General features: G+C 70.6%; 20 protein-coding genes. 15 read left to right on the top strand and 5 right to left on the bottom strand.

What is annotated here, in order from left to right; translation table 11 throughout:
* Positions 1 to 95 precede the first annotated feature (95 nt).
* The 4 genes from nth (at position 96) to marP (ending at position 3,446) form a co-directional block, all read left to right on the top strand.
* Complete coding sequence (gene nth / locus G6N56_RS15035; protein ID WP_408632704.1) at positions 96 to 776, top strand: endonuclease III; 681 nt, start codon at positions 96 to 98, stop codon at positions 774 to 776.
* Between the two features lie 9 nt (positions 777 to 785).
* On the top strand, positions 786 to 1,427 hold the full coding sequence (locus tag G6N56_RS15030) for a TlpA disulfide reductase family protein (RefSeq protein WP_085255233.1): 642 nt from the start codon (positions 786 to 788) through the stop codon (positions 1,425 to 1,427).
* Between the two features lie 64 nt (positions 1,428 to 1,491).
* The gene (locus G6N56_RS15025) at positions 1,492 to 2,241 is read left to right on the top strand and encodes an NUDIX hydrolase (protein WP_142280555.1); all 750 of its coding nucleotides are present in this window, start codon (positions 1,492 to 1,494) and stop codon (positions 2,239 to 2,241) included.
* Positions 2,242 to 2,252: 11 nt separating this feature from the next.
* On the top strand, positions 2,253 to 3,446 hold the full coding sequence (gene marP / locus G6N56_RS15020) for an acid resistance serine protease MarP (protein ID WP_142280540.1): 1,194 nt from the start codon (positions 2,253 to 2,255) through the stop codon (positions 3,444 to 3,446).
* A gap of 5 nt (positions 3,447 to 3,451) precedes the next feature.
* On the opposite strand, the gene G6N56_RS15015 is transcribed toward marP, so the two are convergent.
* Together G6N56_RS15015 and G6N56_RS15010 are read right to left on the bottom strand one after the other, a co-directional pair.
* Positions 3,452 to 4,417 carry an alpha/beta fold hydrolase gene (locus G6N56_RS15015; protein WP_085255236.1) on the bottom strand — a complete coding sequence of 322 codons (966 nt, stop codon included), beginning with the start codon at positions 4,415 to 4,417 and terminating at the stop codon, positions 3,452 to 3,454.
* Positions 4,418 to 4,960: a phage holin family protein gene (locus G6N56_RS15010; protein ID WP_085255237.1), complete on the bottom strand. Its 543-nt coding sequence runs from the start codon at positions 4,958 to 4,960 to the stop codon at positions 4,418 to 4,420.
* Between the two features lie 188 nt (positions 4,961 to 5,148).
* On the opposite strand from G6N56_RS15010, the gene G6N56_RS15005 reads away from it, so the two are divergent.
* Entirely contained in the window at positions 5,149 to 5,847 is a 699-nt protein-coding gene (locus tag G6N56_RS15005; RefSeq protein ID WP_142280541.1) for a chymotrypsin family serine protease, read from the top strand.
* Position 5,848: 1 nt separating this feature from the next.
* Here G6N56_RS15005 and acs read toward each other — a convergent pair whose 3' ends face one another.
* The gene (gene acs, locus G6N56_RS15000) at positions 5,849 to 7,807 is read right to left on the bottom strand and encodes an acetate--CoA ligase (RefSeq protein WP_085255238.1); all 1,959 of its coding nucleotides are present in this window, start codon (positions 7,805 to 7,807) and stop codon (positions 5,849 to 5,851) included.
* Positions 7,808 to 7,917: 110 nt separating this feature from the next.
* Between acs and G6N56_RS14995 the strand changes: the two genes are divergently transcribed.
* On the top strand, positions 7,918 to 8,463 hold the full coding sequence (locus tag G6N56_RS14995; protein ID WP_408632620.1) for a DUF4232 domain-containing protein: 546 nt from the start codon (positions 7,918 to 7,920) through the stop codon (positions 8,461 to 8,463).
* Positions 8,464 to 8,491: 28 nt separating this feature from the next.
* On the opposite strand, the gene G6N56_RS29950 is transcribed toward G6N56_RS14995, so the two are convergent.
* Complete coding sequence (locus G6N56_RS29950; protein ID WP_456299253.1) at positions 8,492 to 8,668, bottom strand: LppU/SCO3897 family protein; 177 nt, start codon at positions 8,666 to 8,668, stop codon at positions 8,492 to 8,494.
* Between the two features lie 315 nt (positions 8,669 to 8,983).
* On the opposite strand from G6N56_RS29950, the gene G6N56_RS14990 reads away from it, so the two are divergent.
* Genes G6N56_RS14990 through G6N56_RS14970 form a run of 5 tightly spaced genes read left to right on the top strand, consistent with a single transcriptional unit; the run spans position 8,984 to position 14,794 of the window.
* Entirely contained in the window at positions 8,984 to 10,597 is a 1,614-nt protein-coding gene (locus G6N56_RS14990; RefSeq protein WP_085255239.1) for a peptide ABC transporter substrate-binding protein, read from the top strand.
* A gap of 1 nt (position 10,598) precedes the next feature.
* A complete protein-coding gene (locus G6N56_RS14985) occupies positions 10,599 to 11,525 on the top strand; it encodes an ABC transporter permease (RefSeq protein ID WP_085255240.1) in 927 nt (308 codons plus the stop codon).
* Entirely contained in the window at positions 11,518 to 12,393 is an 876-nt protein-coding gene (locus G6N56_RS14980) for an ABC transporter permease (RefSeq protein ID WP_085255241.1), read from the top strand. Before G6N56_RS14985 ends, G6N56_RS14980 begins: the two co-directional genes overlap by 8 nt.
* Positions 12,390 to 14,024, top strand: a complete 1,635-nt coding sequence (locus G6N56_RS14975; RefSeq protein ID WP_085255394.1) for a dipeptide ABC transporter ATP-binding protein — start codon at positions 12,390 to 12,392, stop codon at positions 14,022 to 14,024. Before G6N56_RS14980 ends, G6N56_RS14975 begins: the two co-directional genes overlap by 4 nt.
* A gap of 11 nt (positions 14,025 to 14,035) precedes the next feature.
* On the top strand, positions 14,036 to 14,794 hold the full coding sequence (locus G6N56_RS14970) for an oxidoreductase (protein ID WP_085255242.1): 759 nt from the start codon (positions 14,036 to 14,038) through the stop codon (positions 14,792 to 14,794).
* 432 nt (positions 14,795 to 15,226) lie between these two features.
* Here the strand turns inward: G6N56_RS14970 and G6N56_RS14965 are convergent, their stop codons facing one another.
* Entirely contained in the window at positions 15,227 to 16,084 is an 858-nt protein-coding gene (locus G6N56_RS14965; RefSeq protein WP_085255243.1) for an HAD-IB family hydrolase, read from the bottom strand.
* Positions 16,085 to 16,567: 483 nt separating this feature from the next.
* On the opposite strand from G6N56_RS14965, the gene ssd reads away from it, so the two are divergent.
* From ssd to G6N56_RS14945, 4 genes are read left to right on the top strand one after another with little or no spacing between them, the layout of a single operon-like run.
* Positions 16,568 to 17,632: a septum site-determining protein Ssd gene (gene ssd, locus G6N56_RS14960; RefSeq protein ID WP_085255395.1), complete on the top strand. Its 1,065-nt coding sequence runs from the start codon at positions 16,568 to 16,570 to the stop codon at positions 17,630 to 17,632.
* Positions 17,629 to 18,804 (top strand): TadA family conjugal transfer-associated ATPase, encoded by a 1,176-nt coding sequence (locus G6N56_RS14955; protein WP_085255244.1) that lies wholly within the window; start codon positions 17,629 to 17,631, stop codon positions 18,802 to 18,804. Before ssd ends, G6N56_RS14955 begins: the two co-directional genes overlap by 4 nt.
* Complete coding sequence (locus tag G6N56_RS14950) at positions 18,801 to 19,604, top strand: type II secretion system F family protein (RefSeq protein WP_085255245.1); 804 nt, start codon at positions 18,801 to 18,803, stop codon at positions 19,602 to 19,604. Before G6N56_RS14955 ends, G6N56_RS14950 begins: the two co-directional genes overlap by 4 nt.
* Positions 19,601 to 20,197: a type II secretion system F family protein gene (locus G6N56_RS14945; protein WP_180150335.1), complete on the top strand. Its 597-nt coding sequence runs from the start codon at positions 19,601 to 19,603 to the stop codon at positions 20,195 to 20,197. The genes G6N56_RS14950 and G6N56_RS14945 overlap by 4 nt, the downstream gene beginning before the upstream one ends.
* Positions 20,198 to 20,205: the final 8 nt, after the last annotated feature.

Below are 20,205 nucleotides of genomic sequence, written 5' to 3'. Positions count from 1 at the left end.
GGCGCGCGAAGTCCACCTCGGCCACCCCCGGAGCCGACCTGGCCCGCCGCTGGGCCGACGAAACTCGGGTCGGTCTGGTTCGTCGGGCGCGGCGGATGAATCGTGCGCTGGCGCAAGCGTTTCCGCAGGCCCACTGCGAGCTGGACTTCACGACGCCGCTGGAGCTCACCGTGGCCACCATCCTGTCCGCGCAGAGCACCGATAAACGGATCAACCTGACGACGCCGGCGCTCTTCGCCCGCTACCGGACGGCACTGGATTATGCGCAGGCCGATCGCGCCGAACTGGAAAACCTCATCCGTCCCACCGGTTTCTTCCGCAACAAGGCCACCTCGCTGATCAACCTTGGGCAGGCGCTCGTCGAACGGTTCGACGGTGAGGTGCCGTCGACCATGGCCGAGCTGGTGACGCTTCCCGGCGTGGGGCGCAAGACGGCCAACGTCATCCTGGGCAACGCCTTCGGCATCCCCGGCATCACGGTCGACACTCACTTCGGGCGGCTGGTGCGCCGGTGGCGGTGGACCATGGAGGAGGACCCGGTCAAGGTCGAGCACGCCGTCGGCGAGCTGATCGAACGCAAAGAGTGGACGATGTTGAGCCACCGGGTGATCTTTCATGGCCGCCGCGTGTGCCACTCCCGCAAACCGGCGTGTGGTGTGTGCGTCGTCGCCAAGGACTGCCCCTCCTTCGGCCTGGGCCCCACCGATCCCCTGCTCGCTGCGCCCTTGGTGCGGGGCCCGGAAACCGCGCACCTGCTGGCCCTCGCCGGGCTGTAAAGCACGACGTTGACGCGCACGACGCGCTGGACGATCGCGATCCTCGTGGTGGTGGCGGCGCTGGTGGCGGCGCTGGTCGCCGAGCTGCGGGACCGCTCGGCGCCGACCGCGACGGCCCCCGTCCCCGCCGACCGTGCACACCGGGATGCCGACACCCCGGCCGCGCTCGCCGGTCCTCGCGCGCGCGCGGACCTGCCGCCCTGCCCCGCCCCGGCCGCAGGCGCCAGCGGTCCCGCGGCCTTGCGCGGCGTGACGGCGGAATGCGCAGCCGACGGCTCGGTAGTCGACGTCCCGCGGGCGCTGGCCGGGCGCCGGGTCGTCCTCAACTTATGGGCGTACTGGTGCGCGCCGTGCGCCGCCGAATTGCCCGCGATGGCCGAATACCAACGCCGGGCGGGGCCGGGCGTGACGGTTTTGACGGTGCACCAGGATGAGAACGAGACGGCCGCGTTGCTGCGGCTGGCTGACCTGGGTGTTCGGCTACCGACCTTGCAGGATGGCCGCCGCCGAATCGCCGCCGCGCTGCGGGTCGTGAATGTCATGCCCGCGACCGTGGTCCTGCGGCCAGACGGTAGCGTTGCGCAGACGCTGCCGCGAGCCTTCGCCAGTGCCGACGACATCGCGGCCGCGGTCGGAAACGACGCGGGATGAGCACGTACAAGGGGAGGCGCCGGTGAGTGCTGGGGGTCCTGCCCGCCCGCCGGGGGCCTCGGGGATGCTTGCGCTCAGGCCTGAAGTCTGCCCGTCCTGGCTGCGCCCACTGGTTGACAACCTCGCCGCAATCCCCGACGCGTACCGCCACCGGCTGCCCGCCGACGTGCTGGAGATGGTGAGTAAGGCCGCGTCGTCGCGCGACGGTGGTCGGGAAGCCGCCGTCCTGGTGCTGTTCTCCGGCCCCGTCAGCGGATCGTCCGACGCCGGACTGCCCGACGATGCCGACCTGCTGGTGACGGTGCGCGCGTCGACGTTGCGCCACCACGCCGGCCAGGCGGCCTTCCCCGGCGGCGCGTCCGACCCGACCGACCGCGGCCCGGTGGACACCGCATTGCGGGAGGCCCGCGAGGAGACGGGAATCGACCCGTCCAGGCTGCACCCGCTGGCCACCATGGACCGCCTGTTCATCGCACCGTCGCGGTTCCACGTGGTTCCTGTGTTGGCGTACTCACCCGATCCCGGGCCGGTGTCCGTCGTCAACGCGGCCGAAACGGCGATCGTCGCGCGGGTTCCGGTGCGCGCCTTCGTCAATCCGGCCAACCGGCTGATGGTGTACCGCGGCGACCTGGGTCGCCGATGGGCCGGTCCGGCGTTCCTGCTGAACGAGATGCTGGTGTGGGGATTCACCGGCCAGGTGATCTCAGCGCTCCTCGACGTCGCCGGCTGGGCGCAGCCGTGGGACACCACGGACATGCGCGAGCTGGACGCGGCGATGGCGCTGGTCGGCGAGCAGGGTGGGACCCGCCGATGAACATGAACGCGATGACCCCGTCGCAGTGGCTCGACGTCGCCGTCCTGGCCGTCGCGTTCATCGCGGCCATCTCGGGCTGGCGGTCCGGCGCGCTGGGGTCGGTGCTGTCGTTCGCGGGTGTCCTGCTCGGCGCCATCGCGGGGGTCCTGCTCGCCCCGCACATCGTCAGCCACATCGCCGCGCCGCGCGCAAAGCTGTTCACCGCGCTGTTCCTCATCCTCGCGCTGGTGGTGGTCGGGGAGGTCGCCGGTGTGGTGCTCGGCCGCGCGGTTCGCGGCGCGATCCACAGCCGCACCGTGCGGACGGTCGACTCGATCATCGGGGTCGGGGTCCAGCTCCTGGTGGTGTTGACGGCGGCGTGGTTGCTGGCGACGCCGCTCACGCAGTCCAAGGACCAGCCCGAGCTCGCCTCCGCGGTCAAGGGATCGCGGGTGCTGGCCCAGGTCAACGAGATTGCGCCGGCCTGGCTCAAGACAGTGCCCAAGCGGCTCTCGGCCCTGCTGAACACGTCCGGGCTGCCCGCGGTGCTGGAGCCGTTCAGCCGCACCCCGGTGATCCCGGTCGCCTCGCCCGACCCGGCGCTGGCCAGCAATCCGGTGGTGCTGGCAACCGCGCCGAGCGTTGTCAAGGTGCGCAGCCTGGCACCGAGCTGCCAGAAGGTGTTGGAGGGCAGTGGCTTTGTGATCGCGCCCGACCGGGTGATGACCAACGCGCACGTGGTCGCCGGCTCCAACAGCGTCCAGATCTACGCCAGCGGGAACCCGCTGGACGCGACCGTGGTGTCCTACGACCCGTCGGTCGACATCGCGATCCTCGCCGTCCCGAACCTGCCCCCGCCGCCGCTGGCCTTCGCGCAGAACGAGGCGAAATCCGGCGCCAGCGTCGTGGTGCTGGGCTATCCCGGCGGAGGCAACTTCACGGCGACGCCGGCGCGGATCCGCGAGGCCATCAAACTCAGCGGCCCGGACATCTATCGGGACCCGACGCCGGTCACCCGCGACGTGTACACCATCAGAGCCTCTGTGGAGCAAGGCAATTCGGGGGGACCGCTGATCGACCTCGAGGGCCACGTGCTCGGCGTGGTGTTCGGCGCGGCTGTCGATGATCCCGACACCGGCTTCGTGTTGACGGCCGACGAGGTGGCGGGCCAGCTTGCCAAGATCGGCGAAACCGCACAGGTGGCCACCGGGACCTGCGTCAGCTGACCGGTTCAGCGCACCGGTGAGCCGTGCACGTTCTCGAAGAACCTCATCAGGTGCCGGTTGGTCTCCTCGGGCACCTCTTCGTGACTGAAATGCCCAGCGCCGGCGATGGATACGTACCGTCCGTGCGGTGCGTAGCGCTGGGTGCGGTCCACCGGGTCGGCAAGCACGTAGGGATCGTCCTCGCCGCGTAGGTGCAGCAGCGGCAGGCCGAGCTGTTGGGATATCGACTTCATGAAGCGCCGGCCCTCGTCGCGCAGCTGGCTGCGCACCGCCCAACGCTGGTATTCCAGCGCGCAGTGCGCGGCCGCCGGAATCCGGATCGCCACCCTGAGATGCCCGACGGTCTCCGAATAGTCCTCGGAGGCAATCCACTTGGCCCCACCCCGGCGGCGGACGAGGCGTTCCATCTCGGCGGCGTTGTCCCGGGTCAGCAGGCGCTCCGGCCAGACGGGCACCTGGTAGCGCAGCAGCGTCGGCAGCAGGGCGCGACTTTGGTCACGGCGGGTCAGCGTGGACCGTCGCAGCGCGGCCGGGTGCGGCGAGCTGATCAGCGCGATGGCGCGCACCAGCCGCGAATGCAGCAGCGCCGTGGCCCAGCAGGCCAGCCCGCCGTCGGCGTGGCCGACCAGCGTCGCCGACGAGTGCCCGAGCGCTCGGATCAGTCCCGCCGTATCGCCGGCGAGTGTCCAGCCGTCGTAGCCGCGCGGCGGCTTGTCGCTGCCGCCGTAACCGCGCAGGTCCACCGCGACCACCCGCGCGCCGCTCAGGCCGCGCAGTTGATGGCGCCACGACCACCAGAACGATCCGAAGCCGTGCAGCATCATCACCAGCGGCCGTGCCGTGACCGGCGCGGCCGCGTCGGCGCCGGACGGCAGGGCCTCGACGACATGGAACCGAATGCCGTTGGCGTGCACATCCAGATGACGCCATGGCCCGTCGATGCGCGTGACCGACGGGTCCGGTGCCGCCATCTACCAACCCGAGGGATCGGACGGGGCCCCGTTCTCGGGCTTTTCGTGCCGGCCGTGGGCTTCGGTGAGCTTCCTCGCGCCGGCGGCGGGCTTGTCGTGGCCCGGGGTCAGGGCGGTGCGCGTCTCCTTGACCGATTCGATCGTCTGCCGCGGCCCTCGGATGCGCCGCACCTTCAGGAAACCCAGCAGTCCTAGCAGGGCACCCACCACGACCATGATCCCGAACACGATCAGGAACGACACCCAGCGCCAAAGCCAGGTGTCGAGCAGCTCGGCGAGGAAGAAGAAGAAAAAGAAGGTGGAGTAGAACAGCACCACGAGGGCGGCGACGAAGAAGACGCTGCCGGTCAGGCCCTTCTTCACGTCGCGGGTGATCTCGGAGCGGGCCAGTTCCACCTCGGCGCGCACCAGCGTGGAGACCTGGGCGGTTGCGTCTTTGATCAGGTCGCCGATCGACGGCTCGACGGGCTTGGCGTGCGGGTCGGTCAACGGAATAGTGGTCAGGGTGCTGGGCACACCGTTCTTGCCATCGGTCTTGCTCACAGACGGACCTCTCTCGTTTCTCGCCCCGGGCGCGTTCTCGTCGCGGTTTATGTTGCCATGCGGACGCGGCGCCGAACGAGGCCAGCCGAGGACCACCCGTGCCCGGCGCCGATTCGGGCGGCGCGAGGCGCGGAGCCCATAGACTTACCAAGCCGGTCTGACGCCGGTCGATCGATGGGAGTGGTGCTTTGCGGACGGCGCACCGGTACTTCGTTGCCGCGACGATGACCATGCTGTTGGCGCTCGTGGGCCTGCCCTCCCGTGCCGCCGCGGCCGATGTCCGGGTTCCGATGGGGGGCGGTGCGGGCATCGTGATCAACGGGGACACCATGTGCACCCTCACCACCATCGGCAACGACGCCGCCGGCGAGCTGATCGGCTTCACCTCCGCGCACTGCGGCGGCCCCGGCGCCAAGGTCGCCGGCGAGGGCGCCGAGAACGCGGGCATCCTGGGCACCATGGTCGCCGGCAACGACACCCTCGACTACGCGGTCATCAAGTTCGACCCGGCCAAGGTGACACCCACGGCCAATTACAACGGGTTCCCGATCAACGGCATCGGACCCGATCCGGCCTTCGGCGAGATTGCCTGCAAGCAGGGCCGCACCACGGGTAACTCCTGCGGGGTCACCTGGGGGCCGGGTCAGGATCCGGGCACCATCGTCATGCAGGTCTGCGGCCAGCCCGGGGACTCCGGGGCGCCGGTGACCGTCAACGGCCTGCTGGTGGGCATGATCCACGGTGCGTTCAGCGACAACCTGCCGACCTGCGTCATCAAGTACATCCCGCTGCACACCCCGGCGGTGGTCCAGTCGTTCAACGCGATCCTGGCCGACATCAACGCCAAGCACCGGCCCGGCGCGGGGTTTGCGCCGCTGCCCGCCTGAGCTACTTCGACGGCTGGATGGCGTCGAACACGCCGGGGTCGAGCAGCGTGGAGGTGTCCCCCAACTCGCGGTTCTCGGCGACGTCGCGCAGCAGCCGGCGCATGATCTTGCCGCTGCGGGTCTTGGGCAATTCCGGCACCACGTGGACCTCGCGCGGCTTGGCGATGGGCGAGATCTCCCGGGCCACCTCGACGCGCAGCTCGTCGACGATCCCGTCGTGCACCTGGTAGTCGGCGCGCAGCACGACGAACGCGCAGATGGCCTGGCCGGTGGTTTCGTCGGTCGCTCCCACGACGGCCGCCTCGGCCACCGCGACGTGGCCGACCAGTGCCGACTCCACCTCGGCCGTCGAGAGACGATGGCCCGACACGTTCATCACGTCGTCGATGCGACCCACCACCCAGATGTCGCCGTCGGGGTCGTACCAGGCGCTGTCACCGGCGAAATACCAACCCTGCTCGGCGAACCGGGACCAGTACGTCTCGACATACCGCTCCGGATCGCCCCAGATGCCACGCAGCATGGACGGCCACGGCTCGTCCAGCACCAGGTAGCCGGTGATGTGCTCGCCCTCCTTGCTGCCCGCCGGCAGCCGGTCACCGTGGTCGTCGACGATCTTGGCCGAGATGCCCGGCAACGGCCGCATCGCCGAACCCGGCTTCGCCGCGGCGACTCCCGGCAGCGGGGTGATCATCGCGCAGCCCGTCTCGGTCTGCCACCAGGTGTCGACGATCGGCAGGCTGTCCGCGCCGATCACCTTGTGGTACCAGCGCCACGCCTCCGGGTTGATCGGTTCGCCGACCGATCCCAGCAGTCGCAGGCTGGTCAGGTCGTGCGCGTCGGGAATCTCCCGGCCCCACTTCATGAACGTGCGGACGAGCGTCGGGGCGGTGTAATAGATTGTCACACCGTACTTTTCGATGATCTCGAAGTGGCGGTGCTGGGTGGGGGTGTCCGGTGTCCCCTCGTACAGCACCTCGGTGACGCCGTTGGACAGCGGCCCGTAGACGCCGTAGGTGTGTCCGGTGACCCAGCCGATGTCCGCCGTGCACCAGAACACGTCGGTCTCGGGCTTGATGTCGAAGACGTAGTAGTGCGTATAGGAAACCTGGGTCAGGTAGCCCCCGCTGGTGTGCACGATGCCCTTGGGCTTGCCGGTGGTGCCGGAGGTGTACAGCAGGAACAGCGGGTGCTCGGCGTCGAAGGCCTGCGGGGTGTGTTCGGGGGACGCGGAGTCGACGACGTCGTGCCACCACAGGTCGCGACCGTCGGTCCACGACACGTCGATTCCGGTGCGGCGCACCACCAGAACGTGCTCGACGGGACTGTCGCCGTCTTCACCGGACGAGATGGCCTCGTCGGCCGCGTTCTTCAGCGGAGCCGGCTTGCCGCGGCGGAACTGCCCGTCGCTGGTGATCAGCAACTTGGCCTGGGCGTCGGCGATCCGGGCCCGCAGCGCCTTGGCGGTGAAGCCCGCGAACACGACGCTGTGCATGAGGCCCAGCCGGGCGCAGGCCAGCATCGCGATCACCGCCTCGGGGATGAGCGGCATGTAGATGGCCACGCGGTCCCCGGCGACCAGGCCGATGTCGGTCAGCGCGTTGGCCGCCTTGCACACCTCGGCCTGCAGGTCCGCATACGTAAAGCTGCGGCTGTCGCCCGGCTCGCCCTCCCAGTGGATGGCGACCCGGTCGCCGAGCCCCGCCTCGACGTGGCGGTCCACGCAGTTGTAGGCGACGTTCAGCTTCCCGTCGGCGAACCACTTGGCGAACGGTGCGTTGGACCAGTCCAGCACCTCGGTGAAGGGGGTCGACCAGGACAACCGATTGGCCTGCTTGGCCCAGAACGCCAGCCGGTCCTCCTCGGCCTCGCGGTACAACTCCTCACCGGCGTTGGCCTGCTGGACGAATTCGGCCGGGGGCGGATAAGACGATGGGCCCGCGGTATTCGTGGCGGTCACTGGTTCTCCTATGTCGTGGCGCGTAAATCGTCTGTGAGCCTAACGCCGCGAGGCGAAAAGCGGTTCGTCAAACCGGGGTGAAAATTGCTCTTGTATTCGATAATCACGGGGTGCCAGGATCTCGAGGGCGGTGGTGTTGCCGGCTGGTCCCCGGTCTCGCCGCGGTGGCGGTGGGCTGGGTGGGCGCCGTCGTGTCCGGACCACCGGCCCGGGCCGTGCCCTTCGACACCGGCGACCAGCCGACGCCGTGTTGGTCGGATCGCATCGCGGTGAACGCTTCCCCTATCCAGGCTGCGGTCGGTCACCGCGCGGTGACGCTGTATTTCAGCCTCGCGAGCGGCGTCGAGCCGTGCACGCTGACCGGCTATCCCGGGGTCGACACGGGCGACGGCGGTCCGCTCCTGCACGGCGAGCCCACGCCGCGCGGGTACATGGGCGGCCTACCGGTCGGCGTGGAGGTGCCGCCCACGGTCACGCTGTCGCTCTCGACCCAGGCGCAAGCCGTCGTCGAGGGCGTGGCGATCGACCGCGACGGCAACCTGTGTCCCACGTACACCGGCCTTTTGGTCACGCCGCCGGACGCCGGTCAGGTCTTTTCCGTCGCGGCCCCCATCGACGCCTGCTCGCTGCAGGTGCATCCGGTGACCGCCGGCTGATGGCGGTGGATCACGAGGTGCGAGCCCCTCACGCCAGCCAGTAGACGCGGGGGGAAGTGGGGTAGGCGTTGGCCTTCGTCCCGTCGGGACATTGAGTTTCGTCCGTGCTGCCGTCGATCCGCTGCTCGACCGTGAGCGTTGCGAACCGCGCGGTATCACAATTGGCCGGGGTCCACGTCGTCGTGTTGGTGATGTCGGTCCTCAGGTAGCAGTGGCCGTGGATGAGGTTGGCGATGAAACACAGCGTGAGCGAGTCGTCGGTGAAACGCCCCTAGAGGGAGCCGGGCCGGTGGTACGCGATTCCCGCGCGGCGTGCTCCGACACGACACGGGCGGTGTTCGCGAGAATCCCGAGTCCGCCCAACGCCGGCAGGACGGCACCGACGGACGATGAACGCAGTGGCCGACTGTCCCGTCCGGCGTGGCGGCAGCGGCCATGGATAGCCGGGATATGGCGCGGGACGTGGACCGCCGCGCCCACGCCGCACCAGCCCGACGGCCCAGGCCCTAGGGTCGCAGGCATGCGTCGGATGCGCGGGGCCCTCGCCCTACTGGCCTCGGCCGCCGCCATTCTGTTCCCGGCCGGTTGCGGCGGCGGAGTGCTCACCCCGGACCTGGTTCTGGTCAACGGCGGCGAGCCGCCCTACCCCCTCGTCCCGACCAGCACCAACGACAGCAACGGGGGGCGAATCCTCGATCGGCTCTTCGCCGGCCTGATCTCCTACGACGCCGGCGGGAGGCCCTCGGACGAGGTCGCCCAGACCATCGAGACCGCCGACAACGTCAACTACCGCATCGTCCTGGAGCCCGGATGGAAATTCACCGACGGCTCACCGGTGACGGCGCACTCGTTCGTCGACGCGTGGAACTACGGCGCGTTGAGCCGCAACGCCCAACTTCAGCAGAGCTTCTTCAGCCCGATCGACGGATTCGACGACGTCGCGGGCGCGGATGCGAAGCAGACCAGAATGTCCGGGCTGCAGGTGGTCAACGACCTCGAATTCACCGTTCGGCTCAAGGCGCCGACGATCGACTTCGTGATGCGGCTGGGCCACAGCGCGTTTTATCCGCTGCCCGAGAGCGCTTTTCGCGACATGGCGGCCTTTGGCCGAAACCCGATCGGCAACGGCCCCTACCAGCTTGCCGACGGTCCGGACGGCCCGGCCTGGGAACACAACGTCAGGATCGACCTGAGGGTAAACCCCGATTACCGGGGAAACCGGAAGCCGCGCAACAAAGGCCTGAGGTTCGAGTTCTACGCCAACCTCGATACGGCCTACGCGGACCTGCTGTCGGGGAATCTCGATGTGCTCGACACGATCCCGCCGAGCGCGCTGCCCGTGTATCGGCGCGATCTCGGCGAGCACGTCGCCAGCGGCCCGGTCGCGGTCAAACACAGCCTCGACACCCCCTTGCGGCTGGCGCATTTCGGCGGCGAGGAGGGCCGCCTGCGCCGGCTCGCGCTGTCGGCCGCCGTGGACCGCGCGCAGATCTGCAAGCAGATCTTCCTGGGCACCCGCAGCCCGTCGCGCGATTTCACCGCCCAGTCGCTGCCCGGCTTCGACCCGAACCTGCCGGGCAGAGACGTGCTCGACTTCGATCCCGCACGCGCCAAACAACTCTGGGAACAGGCCAATGCGATCTCACCGTGGAGCGGCCAGTACGCGATCGCTTACAACGCCGACGCCGGGAACCAGGAGTGGGTCGACGCGGTCGCCAACAGCGTCAAGAACGTGCTCGGCATCGATGCGATCGGCGCGCCGCAACCCACTTTCGCCGGGTTCCGCACGCAGATCACCAACCGCACCATCTCGACGGCCTTTCGCGCGGCCTGGCAGGGGGACTATCCCTCGCTGCTGGAGTTCCTGGCACCGATCTTCGCCACGGGCGCGGGGTCGAACGACGTCGGCTACTCGAGCGCCGAATTCGACGCGGCACTGGCGGCCGCCGAGGCCGCGCCCACCATGCGGGACGCGGAGGCCCTGGCCAACGCCGCACAGCGGATCCTGCTGCACGACATGCCCGTCGTCCCGCTGTGGGACAACATCGGTGTGGTGGGGTGGTCTTCGGAGGTCCATGGCGTCACCGTCACCTGGAACGGCCTGCCGGACTACGAGGAGATCGTGAAGGGCTGAGATGGTCGTCTACATCGCGCGCCGAGTCGCCATCATGGTTCCGGTCTTTCTCGGCGCCACGCTGCTGATCTACGGCATGGTCTTCCTGCTGCCCGGCGATCCGGTCGCCGCGATGGCGGGGGACCGGCCGCTGACGCCCGCGGTTGCCGCGGCGTTGCGCGCCCGCTACCACCTCGACGAGCCGTTCCTGGTGCAGTACCTGCGCTACCTCGGCGGCGTCGTGCACGGCGATCTGGGCCGTTCCTATTCCGGCCTGCCCGTGAGTCTGGTTCTGGCGCACGCCTTTCCGGTCACGCTGCGGCTGGCGTTGATCGCCGTTGTCGTCGAGGCCGTGCTCGGCGTCGGCTTCGGGGTGGTCGCCGGGCTGCGTCAGGGCGGGATCTTCGATTCCACCGTGCTGATCGCGGGCCTGGTCATCATCGCCATCCCGATTTTCGTCCTGGGATTCCTGGCGCAGTTCGTGTTCGGCGTCCGGCTGGGGATCGCGCCGGTCACGGTGGGCGACCGGGCGACCCTCGGGCGGCTACTGCTGCCGGGGATCGTGCTGGGCTCTGTGTCGTTCGCCTACGTGGTGCGGCTGACCCGGTCGGCGGTGGCCGCCAACGCGCACGCCGACTACGTGCGGACCGCCACCGCCAAGGGACTCTCGCGCCCGCGGGTGGTGACGGTGCACATCCTGCGCAACTCGCTGATCCCGGTGGTGACCTTCCTCGGCGCCGACCTGGGGGCGCTGATGGGTGGCGCGATCGTGACCGAGGGAATCTTCAACATCCACGGCGTCGGCGGCGTGCTCTACCAGGCCGTGACGCGGCAGGAAGCGCCGACCGTGGTGTCCATCGTGACGGTGCTGGTGCTGATCTACCTGGTGACCAATTTGGCGGTGGACCTGCTCTACGCCGCCCTCGATCCCCGGATCCGATATGCCTGAGCCGCCCATCGAACGCCACGGCTTCTGGCGCGACACGTGGCGCGAATTGCGTCGGCGCCCCAAGTTTCTCGTTGCCGCGGCGCTGATCGTCCTCATCGTGGTGGTCGCGGTCTTTCCGGCCTGGTTCACCGGGATCGACCCCGCCTATGCCAGTCCCAGCCAAAGCCTGCTTCCGCCCTCCGCGGCGCACTGGTTCGGCACCGACCTGCAAGGCCATGACATCTACGCCCGCACCGTGTATGGGGCGCGCGCCTCGGTCACCGTCGGGCTCGGGGCCACCCTGCTCGTGTTCGTCGTCGGCGGGACGCTGGGCGCGCTCGCCGGCTTCTACGGGGGCTGGATCGACGCGGTGGTTTCGCGCGTGGCCGACGTGTTCTTCGGGCTGCCGCTCCTGCTGGCCGCGATCGTCATCATGGGGGCGATGCGCCACCGCACGGTGTGGACGGTGATCGCCATCCTCGCCCTGTTCGGCTGGCCGCAGGTGGCCAGGATCGCCCGCGGGGCCGTGCTCGAGGTGCGGGCCAGTGACTATGTGCTGGCAGCGAAGGCGTTGGGGCTCAGCGATTTCCAGATCTTGCTGCGGCATGCGTTGCCCAACGCGCTGGGTCCGGTCCTCGCGGTGGTCACTCTCGCCCTGGGTATCTTCATCGTGACCGAAGCCTCCCTGTCCTACCTCGGTGTCGGCCTGCCGCCGACGGTGGTGTCGTGGGGCGGCGACATCAACCTGGCGCAGAGCCGGCTGCGGTCCGGCTCGCCCATACTGTTCTATCCGGCCGGCGCGCTGGCCATCACGGTGCTGTCGTTCATGATGCTGGGTGACGCCTTGCGCGACGCGCTGGACCCGGCGTCGCGGGCGTGGCGCGCATGACCGGCCCGGCGGCGCCGCTCCTGTCGGTCGAGGGGCTACGGGTGACCTTCGGTGCGGGCGCCCCGGCGGTTCGGGGCGTGGACCTGACGGTGCTGCCGGGCCAGACTGTCGCGGTGGTGGGGGAATCGGGGTCCGGCAAGTCCACCACGGCCGCCGCGATCCTTGGGCTGCTACCACCCGGGGGGCGAATAACCGCCGGACGCATCGTTTTCGACGGGCGCGACATTGCCGGGGCCGACCGCCGCCTGCTGCGATCCATCCGCGGCCGCTCCATCGGCTACGTCCCGCAGGATCCGATGACCAACCTCAACCCGGTTTGGAAAATAGGGTTCCAAATCCGGGAAGCTCTGCGGGCAAACGCATTCGGCGGCGGGGTGCGCGACCGCGCCGTCGAGTTGCTGGCGGAGGCGGGCATGCCGGATCCGGCGAAGCAGGCCGCCCGCTACCCCCATCAACTGTCCGGCGGCATGTGCCAGCGGGCGCTGATCGCCATCGGTATGGCGGGCCGGCCGAAGCTGCTCATCGCCGACGAGCCGACCTCCGCGCTCGACGTCACCGTTCAGCGCCAGGTGCTCGACCACCTGCAGCAGCTCACCGGCGAACTGGGCACCGCGCTGCTGCTCATCACGCACGACCTGGCCCTGGCCGCCGAACGGGCCGAGTCGGTGGTCGTGATGCATCGCGGCATGGTTGTGGAATCCGGTGCGGCCGAGACGATCCTGCACGCCCCGGGCCACGAGTACACCCGCAGGTTGGTCGCCGCGGCGCCGTCGCTGGCGGTCAGGAGCGCGGCCCGGGCTCGGTCGGCGGCAGCACCGGCCGACGACATCCTCGTCGCCTCCGAGCTGACCAAGGTCTACCGCGAGCCCCGCGCCACGCCCGGGTGGCCGGGGAAGCGGCGGGCAGAGTTCCGCGCCGTCGACGCCGTGTCGTTCCGGCTTCGCCGGGCGGGCACCCTGGCGATCGCCGGCGGCTCGGGCTCAGGCAAGTCGACCCTGGCGCGCATGGTGCTCGGCCTGTTGGAACCGACCTCGGGCACAGTGGTTTTCGACGGCACCCGGGTCGACGGCACGATGCGGCGGGAGCAAGCGCTGGCCTTCCGCCGGCGGGTCCAGCCGGTATTTCAAAACCCTTACAGCAGCCTGGATCCCATGTACTCGGTGTTCCGGGCCATCGAAGAGCCGTTGCGAATTCACCGGATCGGTGATCGCGCGCAGCGTGAGGAGGCGGTGCGCAACCTCGTCGACCAGGTGGCGCTGCCGGCGTCCGTGCTGCGGCGCCTGCCCCGTGAGCTGTCCGGCGGGCAGCGGCAGCGGGTCGCGATCGCCCGGGCGCTGGCGCTGCGGCCCGAGGTGCTGGTCTTCGACGAGGCGGTCTCGGCGCTCGACGTCCTGGTGCAGGCGCAGATCCTCGACCTGCTCGGCGAGCTGCAGGCGGGGCTGGGATTGACCTACCTGTTCATCAGCCACGACCTGGCCGTGATCCGTCAGATCGCCGACGAGGTGCTGGTGATGCAGGCCGGGCAAGTGGTGGAGCGGGCGCCCACCGAGGAATTGTTCACCCGGCCCGCGCATCCCTACACGCGTCGATTGCTGGAGGCCATTCCGCGCGCCCCGGCAGCGCCCCGATAGGTTGGCAAGCTGTGACAGGCGATCCGCTGGCCCCGTTGATGGACCTCCCCGGCGTCGCCGAGGCCAGCGACCGGGCCCGCGACGCCCTCGGCCGCGCTCACCGGCACCGGGCCAACCTGCGGGGGTGGCCGGTGAGCGCCGCCGAAGCGGCGCTGCGGGCGGCGCGCGCGTCTTCGGTGCTCGACGGGGGTCCGGTGCGATTGGACGACGTGGCGGATGCGGGACAGGTCAGCGAGCCGGTGTTCGCCGGGGCGCTGCGGGTGGCCCAGGCCCTGGAAGGTGGCGGTGGCCCCCTGGTCGGTGTGTGGCAGCGGGCGCCGCTGCAAGCGTTGGCCCGGCTGCACATGCTGGCGGCCGCCGACCAGGTGGACGCCGACCGGCTGGGGCGACCTCGGACCGACCCCGAGGTGGGGCCGCGCCTCGAGTTGCTGGCGGGTCTGGTGACGGGCGGCACGCGGGCGGCGGCGCCCGTCGTCGCAGCCGTCGCACACGGGGAACTGTTGACCCTGCAGCCGTTCGGCAGCGCCGACGGCGTCGTCGCCCGCGCCGTGTCGCGGCTGGTGACGATTGCCACCGGGCTCGACCCGCACGGCCTGGGGGTGCCCGAGGTGAGCTGGATGCGGCAACCCGCGGCGTATCGCGACGCCGCCCGCGGCTTTGCGGAGGGGACACCGGAGGGCGTGGCCGCCTGGCTGGTCATGTGCTGCCGCGCGCTGCGGGCCGGCGCCCAGGAGGCCCTGGCGATCGCCGACTCGCTGGCAAATCGTTAGCCAGGCACCATTAGTAACGCGTCTGCGCCAAATGCAATGCGGGCGGCGTACCGAAACTGGTCGGTGCGCCGCCCGCTAACACGGAACCCGGTTACCATGCGTCCATTTCTGGGCTGCGTGGGTGGCCTCGGCGATCTTGCGGCGCCTCCGGCTGCAACCCCACCCAAAGGGCCGTCGATACCGTCCGCTTCCCGCAATTACGCAGGCCCGCAACACTTCTGCCATTATCGCGGCTATGACTCCGCGTGGGTGCCGGGAACCGTGCTAGGCGCCCGGATCGGGAGACTGACCCTTCTCTTCCGGATCGGCCTAGGCCTCACCGGGCTTCCGTGGTTTCCTTTGTACTCCTGCACCCCTCAGCCCAGCAAGGCCCAATTGCGAAGCAATTTCGTCGCGGGGGGTGTGGATTTGCTGGCAGGGGCCGGAAGGCGGCTAGAAGGCGAAGCGTCGCAGCAGCGAGTAGGTGATCGCGCCGGCGGCCAGCGCGCTGACGCCCACGGCGGCGGTAGTCGCGATCGCGGCGCCCGACGGCGCCGGGATCCGGTCGCGCAGGGACACCGGGCGCGAGAACGTCAGCACGGGCCATCCCCGCTCGGTGGCCTCCTTGCGCAATCCCCGATCGGGGTTGACCACGCTGGGATGGCCGACGGCCTCGAGCATCGGCAGGTCGGTGATCGAATCGGAGTAGGCGTAGCAGTGCTCCAGCGGGTAGCCCTCGCGGGCGGCCAGCTCGCGGATCGCCTGCACCTTGCCCTCGCCGTAGCAGTAGAACGCGATCTCGCCGGTGTACCTGCCGTCCTCGACGACCATGCGGGTCGCCATCGCGTGGGTCGCGCCGAGCGCGCGGGCGATCGGTGCCACGATTTCTTCCCCCGACGCCGACACGACCACGACGTCACGGCCGCACAGTTTGTGGGCCGCGATGAGGTCCGCCGCCTCGGCGAACACCAGCGGCGTCACGATGTCGTGCAGTGTCTCGCCGACGATCGACTTGACCTGATCCACGTCCCATCCGGTGACCATGTTGGTCATGTGGATCCGCATCCGGTCCATCTGGTCATGATCGGCACCCGAGAGCAGATAGATGAACTGGGCGTAGCTCGACTTGAGCACGGCGCGGCGGTTGAGCAGTCCCTGATCGAAGAACGGTTTGCTGAATGCCAGCGTGCTCGACTTGGCGATGATGGTTTTGTCCAGGTCGAAAAAGGCGGCGGTGCGGGCACCGGGGGCGCCGGCCGAGGCTGCTTCGGCCGAGAGTTGCTGCGGCGCGGCCGGGTCGGAGACGGTCACCGACCCAGCATAGGGCGACGGTGCTGCGGGGCCGCGGGCTTACACCCGAAAAGGAGGGTCGAAACGAGTGCAATCGTTGCAATGGGCACTGTTTTCGCGGCTCAACGACTTTTTTCAGTCGAAAGCTACTTGCGTTAGTGCGGACTGTCATGTGTATAGTAAGCATTACTCGGCCTGAGCCGAGGGTGCATCAGCCCGACCCCCCGGGGCTGATACACGACGACCCTCGCCTCCTCCCCCCCTGGCGGGGGTCGTCCCTTTTCTTGGGTAAGTAATCTGCCGGCATACGGCGTCTGCCCCTTCACTCCGCCGGTTGCGGGGACCACGCCGACCGTGCGGCGGGCGGGTGGCCCGCGGAACCGTTGTGCACAGTCGCGTCTCTATCCACAAAACGCAGCTTTGGGACTGGTGTGCCAACCGTCGGTCCCGCAGGGTGAGTGCGTGACCAGCGCCAGCGACCCCGGACCCGCGAATTCCGCGGGCGTGCTGGCCGCGCTGGCGGATCCGGAACTGCGCGACGATCTGGACCGCGTCGCCGCCGCCGTCGGCATCCGGGTGGTGCACGCGGGCGGTGCATCGGCGCTCAGTCGGAAGTCGTGGTCGGCCGCCTCGGCCGTAGTGCTCGACGCGTCGGCGGCGCGCCGCTGTGGCGAGGCGGCCCTGCCGCGACGCACCCACGTCAGCGTGTTGACCACCGCTGAACCAGCCGGGTCGACGTGGGCAGCGGCCGTTGCCGCTGGCGCGGACCACGTGCTGTGGCTTCCCCACCAAGAACGGGACTTGATCCGTGAGCTCGCCGAAGCCGCCGAATCGGCGCGCGGCGACGCGCGGCGCGGGCAGGTCATCGCGGTGATGGGCGGATGCGGCGGGGCCGGCGCGTCGCTTTTCGCGGTCACCCTGGCGCAGACTGCCGCCGACGCGTTGTTGGTCGACCTGGACCCGTGGGGCGGCGGCATCGACCTGTTGTTGGGCGGCGAAAACACTCCGGGTCTGCGGTGGCCCGACTTGGCGCTGCGGGGCGGCCGGCTCACGTGGTCGGCCGTGCGCGACGCGCTGCCCCGGCATCGGGGAGTCAGCGTCCTCTCCGGCACGCGGCGCGGGCACGACATCGAGCCAGCGCCCGTGGACGCCGTAGTGGATGCGGGCAGGCGCGGAGGAGTCACCGTCGTGTGCGACCTGGCCCGTCGGCTCAGCGACGCCACGCACGCCGTGCTGGACGCCGCCGACCTTGTCGTGGTGGTCAGCCGCTGCGACGTGCGGGCCTGCGCGGCCACCGGGGCGATGGCCCCGGTGCTGGCCGCGCTTAATCCGAACCTGGGCTTGGTGATTCGGGGACCGGCGCCGGGAGGGCTGCGGGCGACGGAGGTCGCCGACATCACCGGCCTTCCGTTGCTTGCCTCGATGAGGGCCGAACCGCAGCTGGCCGGCCAGTTGGAACGTCGGGGCCTGCGGTTGGGGCGGCGGTCCCCGGCCGCCGCGGCGGCGCGACGGGTGCTAGCGGTCCTGCCGCGGGCCAACGGCGCGGGCCGAAACGGCAGGGCGGCGTGAGCGGATCACTGATCGAGCGGGTGCGCGAGCGGCTGGCGGCTGAACCGGGCTTACTGGGTGCCCCGCCACGCCCCGGCGTCGTGGCCGCGGCGATCCGCGCCGAGTCCGGCGGCATGCTGGGCGACACCGAGATCCTCGCCAATCTTCGGGTGCTCGAGACGGAACTGACCGGGGCGGGCATCCTGGAGCCGCTGCTCTGCGCGGACGGCACCACCGACGTGTTGGTCACGGCGCCGGACGCGGTCTGGGTGGATGACGGAAACGGCCTGCGCCGCACCGATGTTCGTTTCGCCGACGAGGCGGCGGTGCGGCGCCTGGCGCAGCGTCTGGCCGTTGCGGCCGGCCGGCGCCTCGACGACGCCCAACCGTGGGTGGACGGCCACCTGAGCGGGATAGGCGCCGCGGGCTTCGCGGTGCGGCTGCACGCGGTGTTGCCGCCGGTGGCCGTTGCGGGTACCTGCCTGTCGCTGCGGATCCTGCGGCCCGCCACCCAGGACCTGTCGTCGCTGACGGCGGCCGGTGCGATCGCACCCGAGGCGGCCGGCCTGATCGCCGGCATCATCACCGCCCGGCTGGCCTTCCTGGTGTGCGGCGGGACGGGGGCCGGAAAAACGACCCTGCTGGCCGCCATGTTGGGCGCCGTACCACCCACCGAACGCATCGTGTGCGTCGAGGACGCCGCCGAATTGGCGCCGCGGCACCCGCACCTGGTCAAGCTGGTCGCGCGGTGCGCCAATGTCGAAGGCGTGGGTGAAGTGCCGCTGCGCCAGCTGGTCCGGCAGGCGCTACGAATGCGGCCCGACCGCATCGTCGTCGGCGAGGTGAGGGGCGCCGAGGTGGTCGACCTGCTGGCCGCGCTGAACACCGGCCACGAGGGCGGCGCGGGCACCGTGCACGCCAACAGCCCCGGTGAGGTCCCGACCCGATTGGAGGCGCTGGGCGCGCTCGGCGGCCTCGATCGCGGGTCGCTGCACAGTCAGCTCGCGGCCGCGGTTCAGGCCGTATTGCACGTCGCGCGGGACCGGACCGGCCGGCGCCGGCTCGCTGAGATCGCCGTGCTGCGGCCGGAGCGGGGCCAAGTGCGTGCCGTCACGGTCTGGCACGCGGACCGTGGGATGACGGACGATGCCGCCGATCTGCATCGCGTGCTGCAGAGCAGGATGCGGGCGTGAACGGCGTCGGGGCGACAGCCCTGCCGCTGGCGCTCGCGCTCGTGGCCTACCCGTCGTCGCCGCGGCGCCGGCTCGCACCGCCCGGGATTCGTTCACGGCGGCGTGCGGCGCTCAGCCCACGCGAAGTCGGTTTGCTGACCGCCCTTCTCGGCGTCCTGGCCGCCATCCTGCTCCCGTTGACGGCGCTGCTGGCGCTGGCGGTCGCGGTCGCCACCGCGGCCCTGCGGTATCGGCGCCGCCTCCGGCTCCGGCGCGCCGCGGACGAGGGCCGGGCACTGGAGGGAGCCCTGGACGTGCTGGTGGGTGAGCTGCGCGTGGGGGCCCACCCGGTGCGGGCGTTTTCGGTCGCCGCCGATGAGACCGACGGCCCGGTCGCCGTGTCGTTGCGGACGGTGGCCGCGCGGGCCCGGCTCGGCGCCGACGTCACCGCCGGCCTCCAGGATGCGGCCCGAGCGTCCGCGCTGGCCGCGCACTGGACCCGACTCGCTGTGTGCTGGGGCCTGGCCGCCGAGCATGGGCTTGCGATAGCCACCCTGATGCGGGCCGCACAGCGGGACATCGCCGAGCGGCAACGCTTTTCGGCGCGGGTGTCGTCGGGGATGGCGGGGGCGCGGGCCACCGCGGCGATCCTGGCGGCGCTGCCGGCCTTGGGCGTCCTGCTGGGCCAGCTGATCGGTGCCCGGCCGCTCGCCTTCTTGTTGGGCGGGGAGGCGGGTGGCTGGCTGCTGCTGGTCGGGTCGATGCTGACGTGTCTCGGGCTGCTGTGGTGTGACCGTCTCACCGATCGGCCGGCGTCGTGACCGTGGCGGTCGTGCTGCTGGCCGCGGCTTTGTGCGTCGGGCCGGGCCCGTCGGTGGTGCGGGCGCGCGCTGGGGCGCGGTCGCGCCGTGCACGGCAGAAACGTCGAAACGAGCTGGCGCGCGACGCCGATCCGCTGGCCTTTGCCTCCAGCCTCGATGTGCTCGCGGTGTGTCTGGAGGCAGGCATGGCCGTCTCGACCGCGGCGGCCGCGACCGCGTCCTCCGCGCCGCCGGCGCTGGCCGCGGTGCTGCGCCGCGCCGCCGACCTGTTGGCGTTGGGCGCCGATCCCGCCGTCGCGTGGTCGCTTCCGCGGGATTGGCCGGCCGATGCGATTGACGGCCAGAGCGATGCCCTGCTGCGACTGGCGCGGCGGTCCGCGTCGTCGGGGGCGGCGCTGGCGCGCGCGGTCGCCGAGCTGGCCGACCAGGCCCGTCACGACGCCGCGCACGCCGCGGCCGCGGCCGCCGAGCGGGCTGGCGTGCTGATCGCCGGACCGCTGGGACTGTGCTTTCTGCCGGCGTTCCTGTGCCTGGGCATCGTGCCGGTGGTGGCCGGGCTGGCCGGCGAAGTCCTGCAGTCGGGGTTGCTGTGAATCGAAAG

Source organism: Mycobacterium saskatchewanense (assembly GCF_010729105.1).
Taxonomy (GTDB): Bacteria; Actinomycetota; Actinomycetes; order Mycobacteriales; family Mycobacteriaceae; genus Mycobacterium; species Mycobacterium saskatchewanense.
Note: the sequence above shows the minus strand (reverse complement) of the source record. Positions and strands in the feature narration are given on the sequence as shown.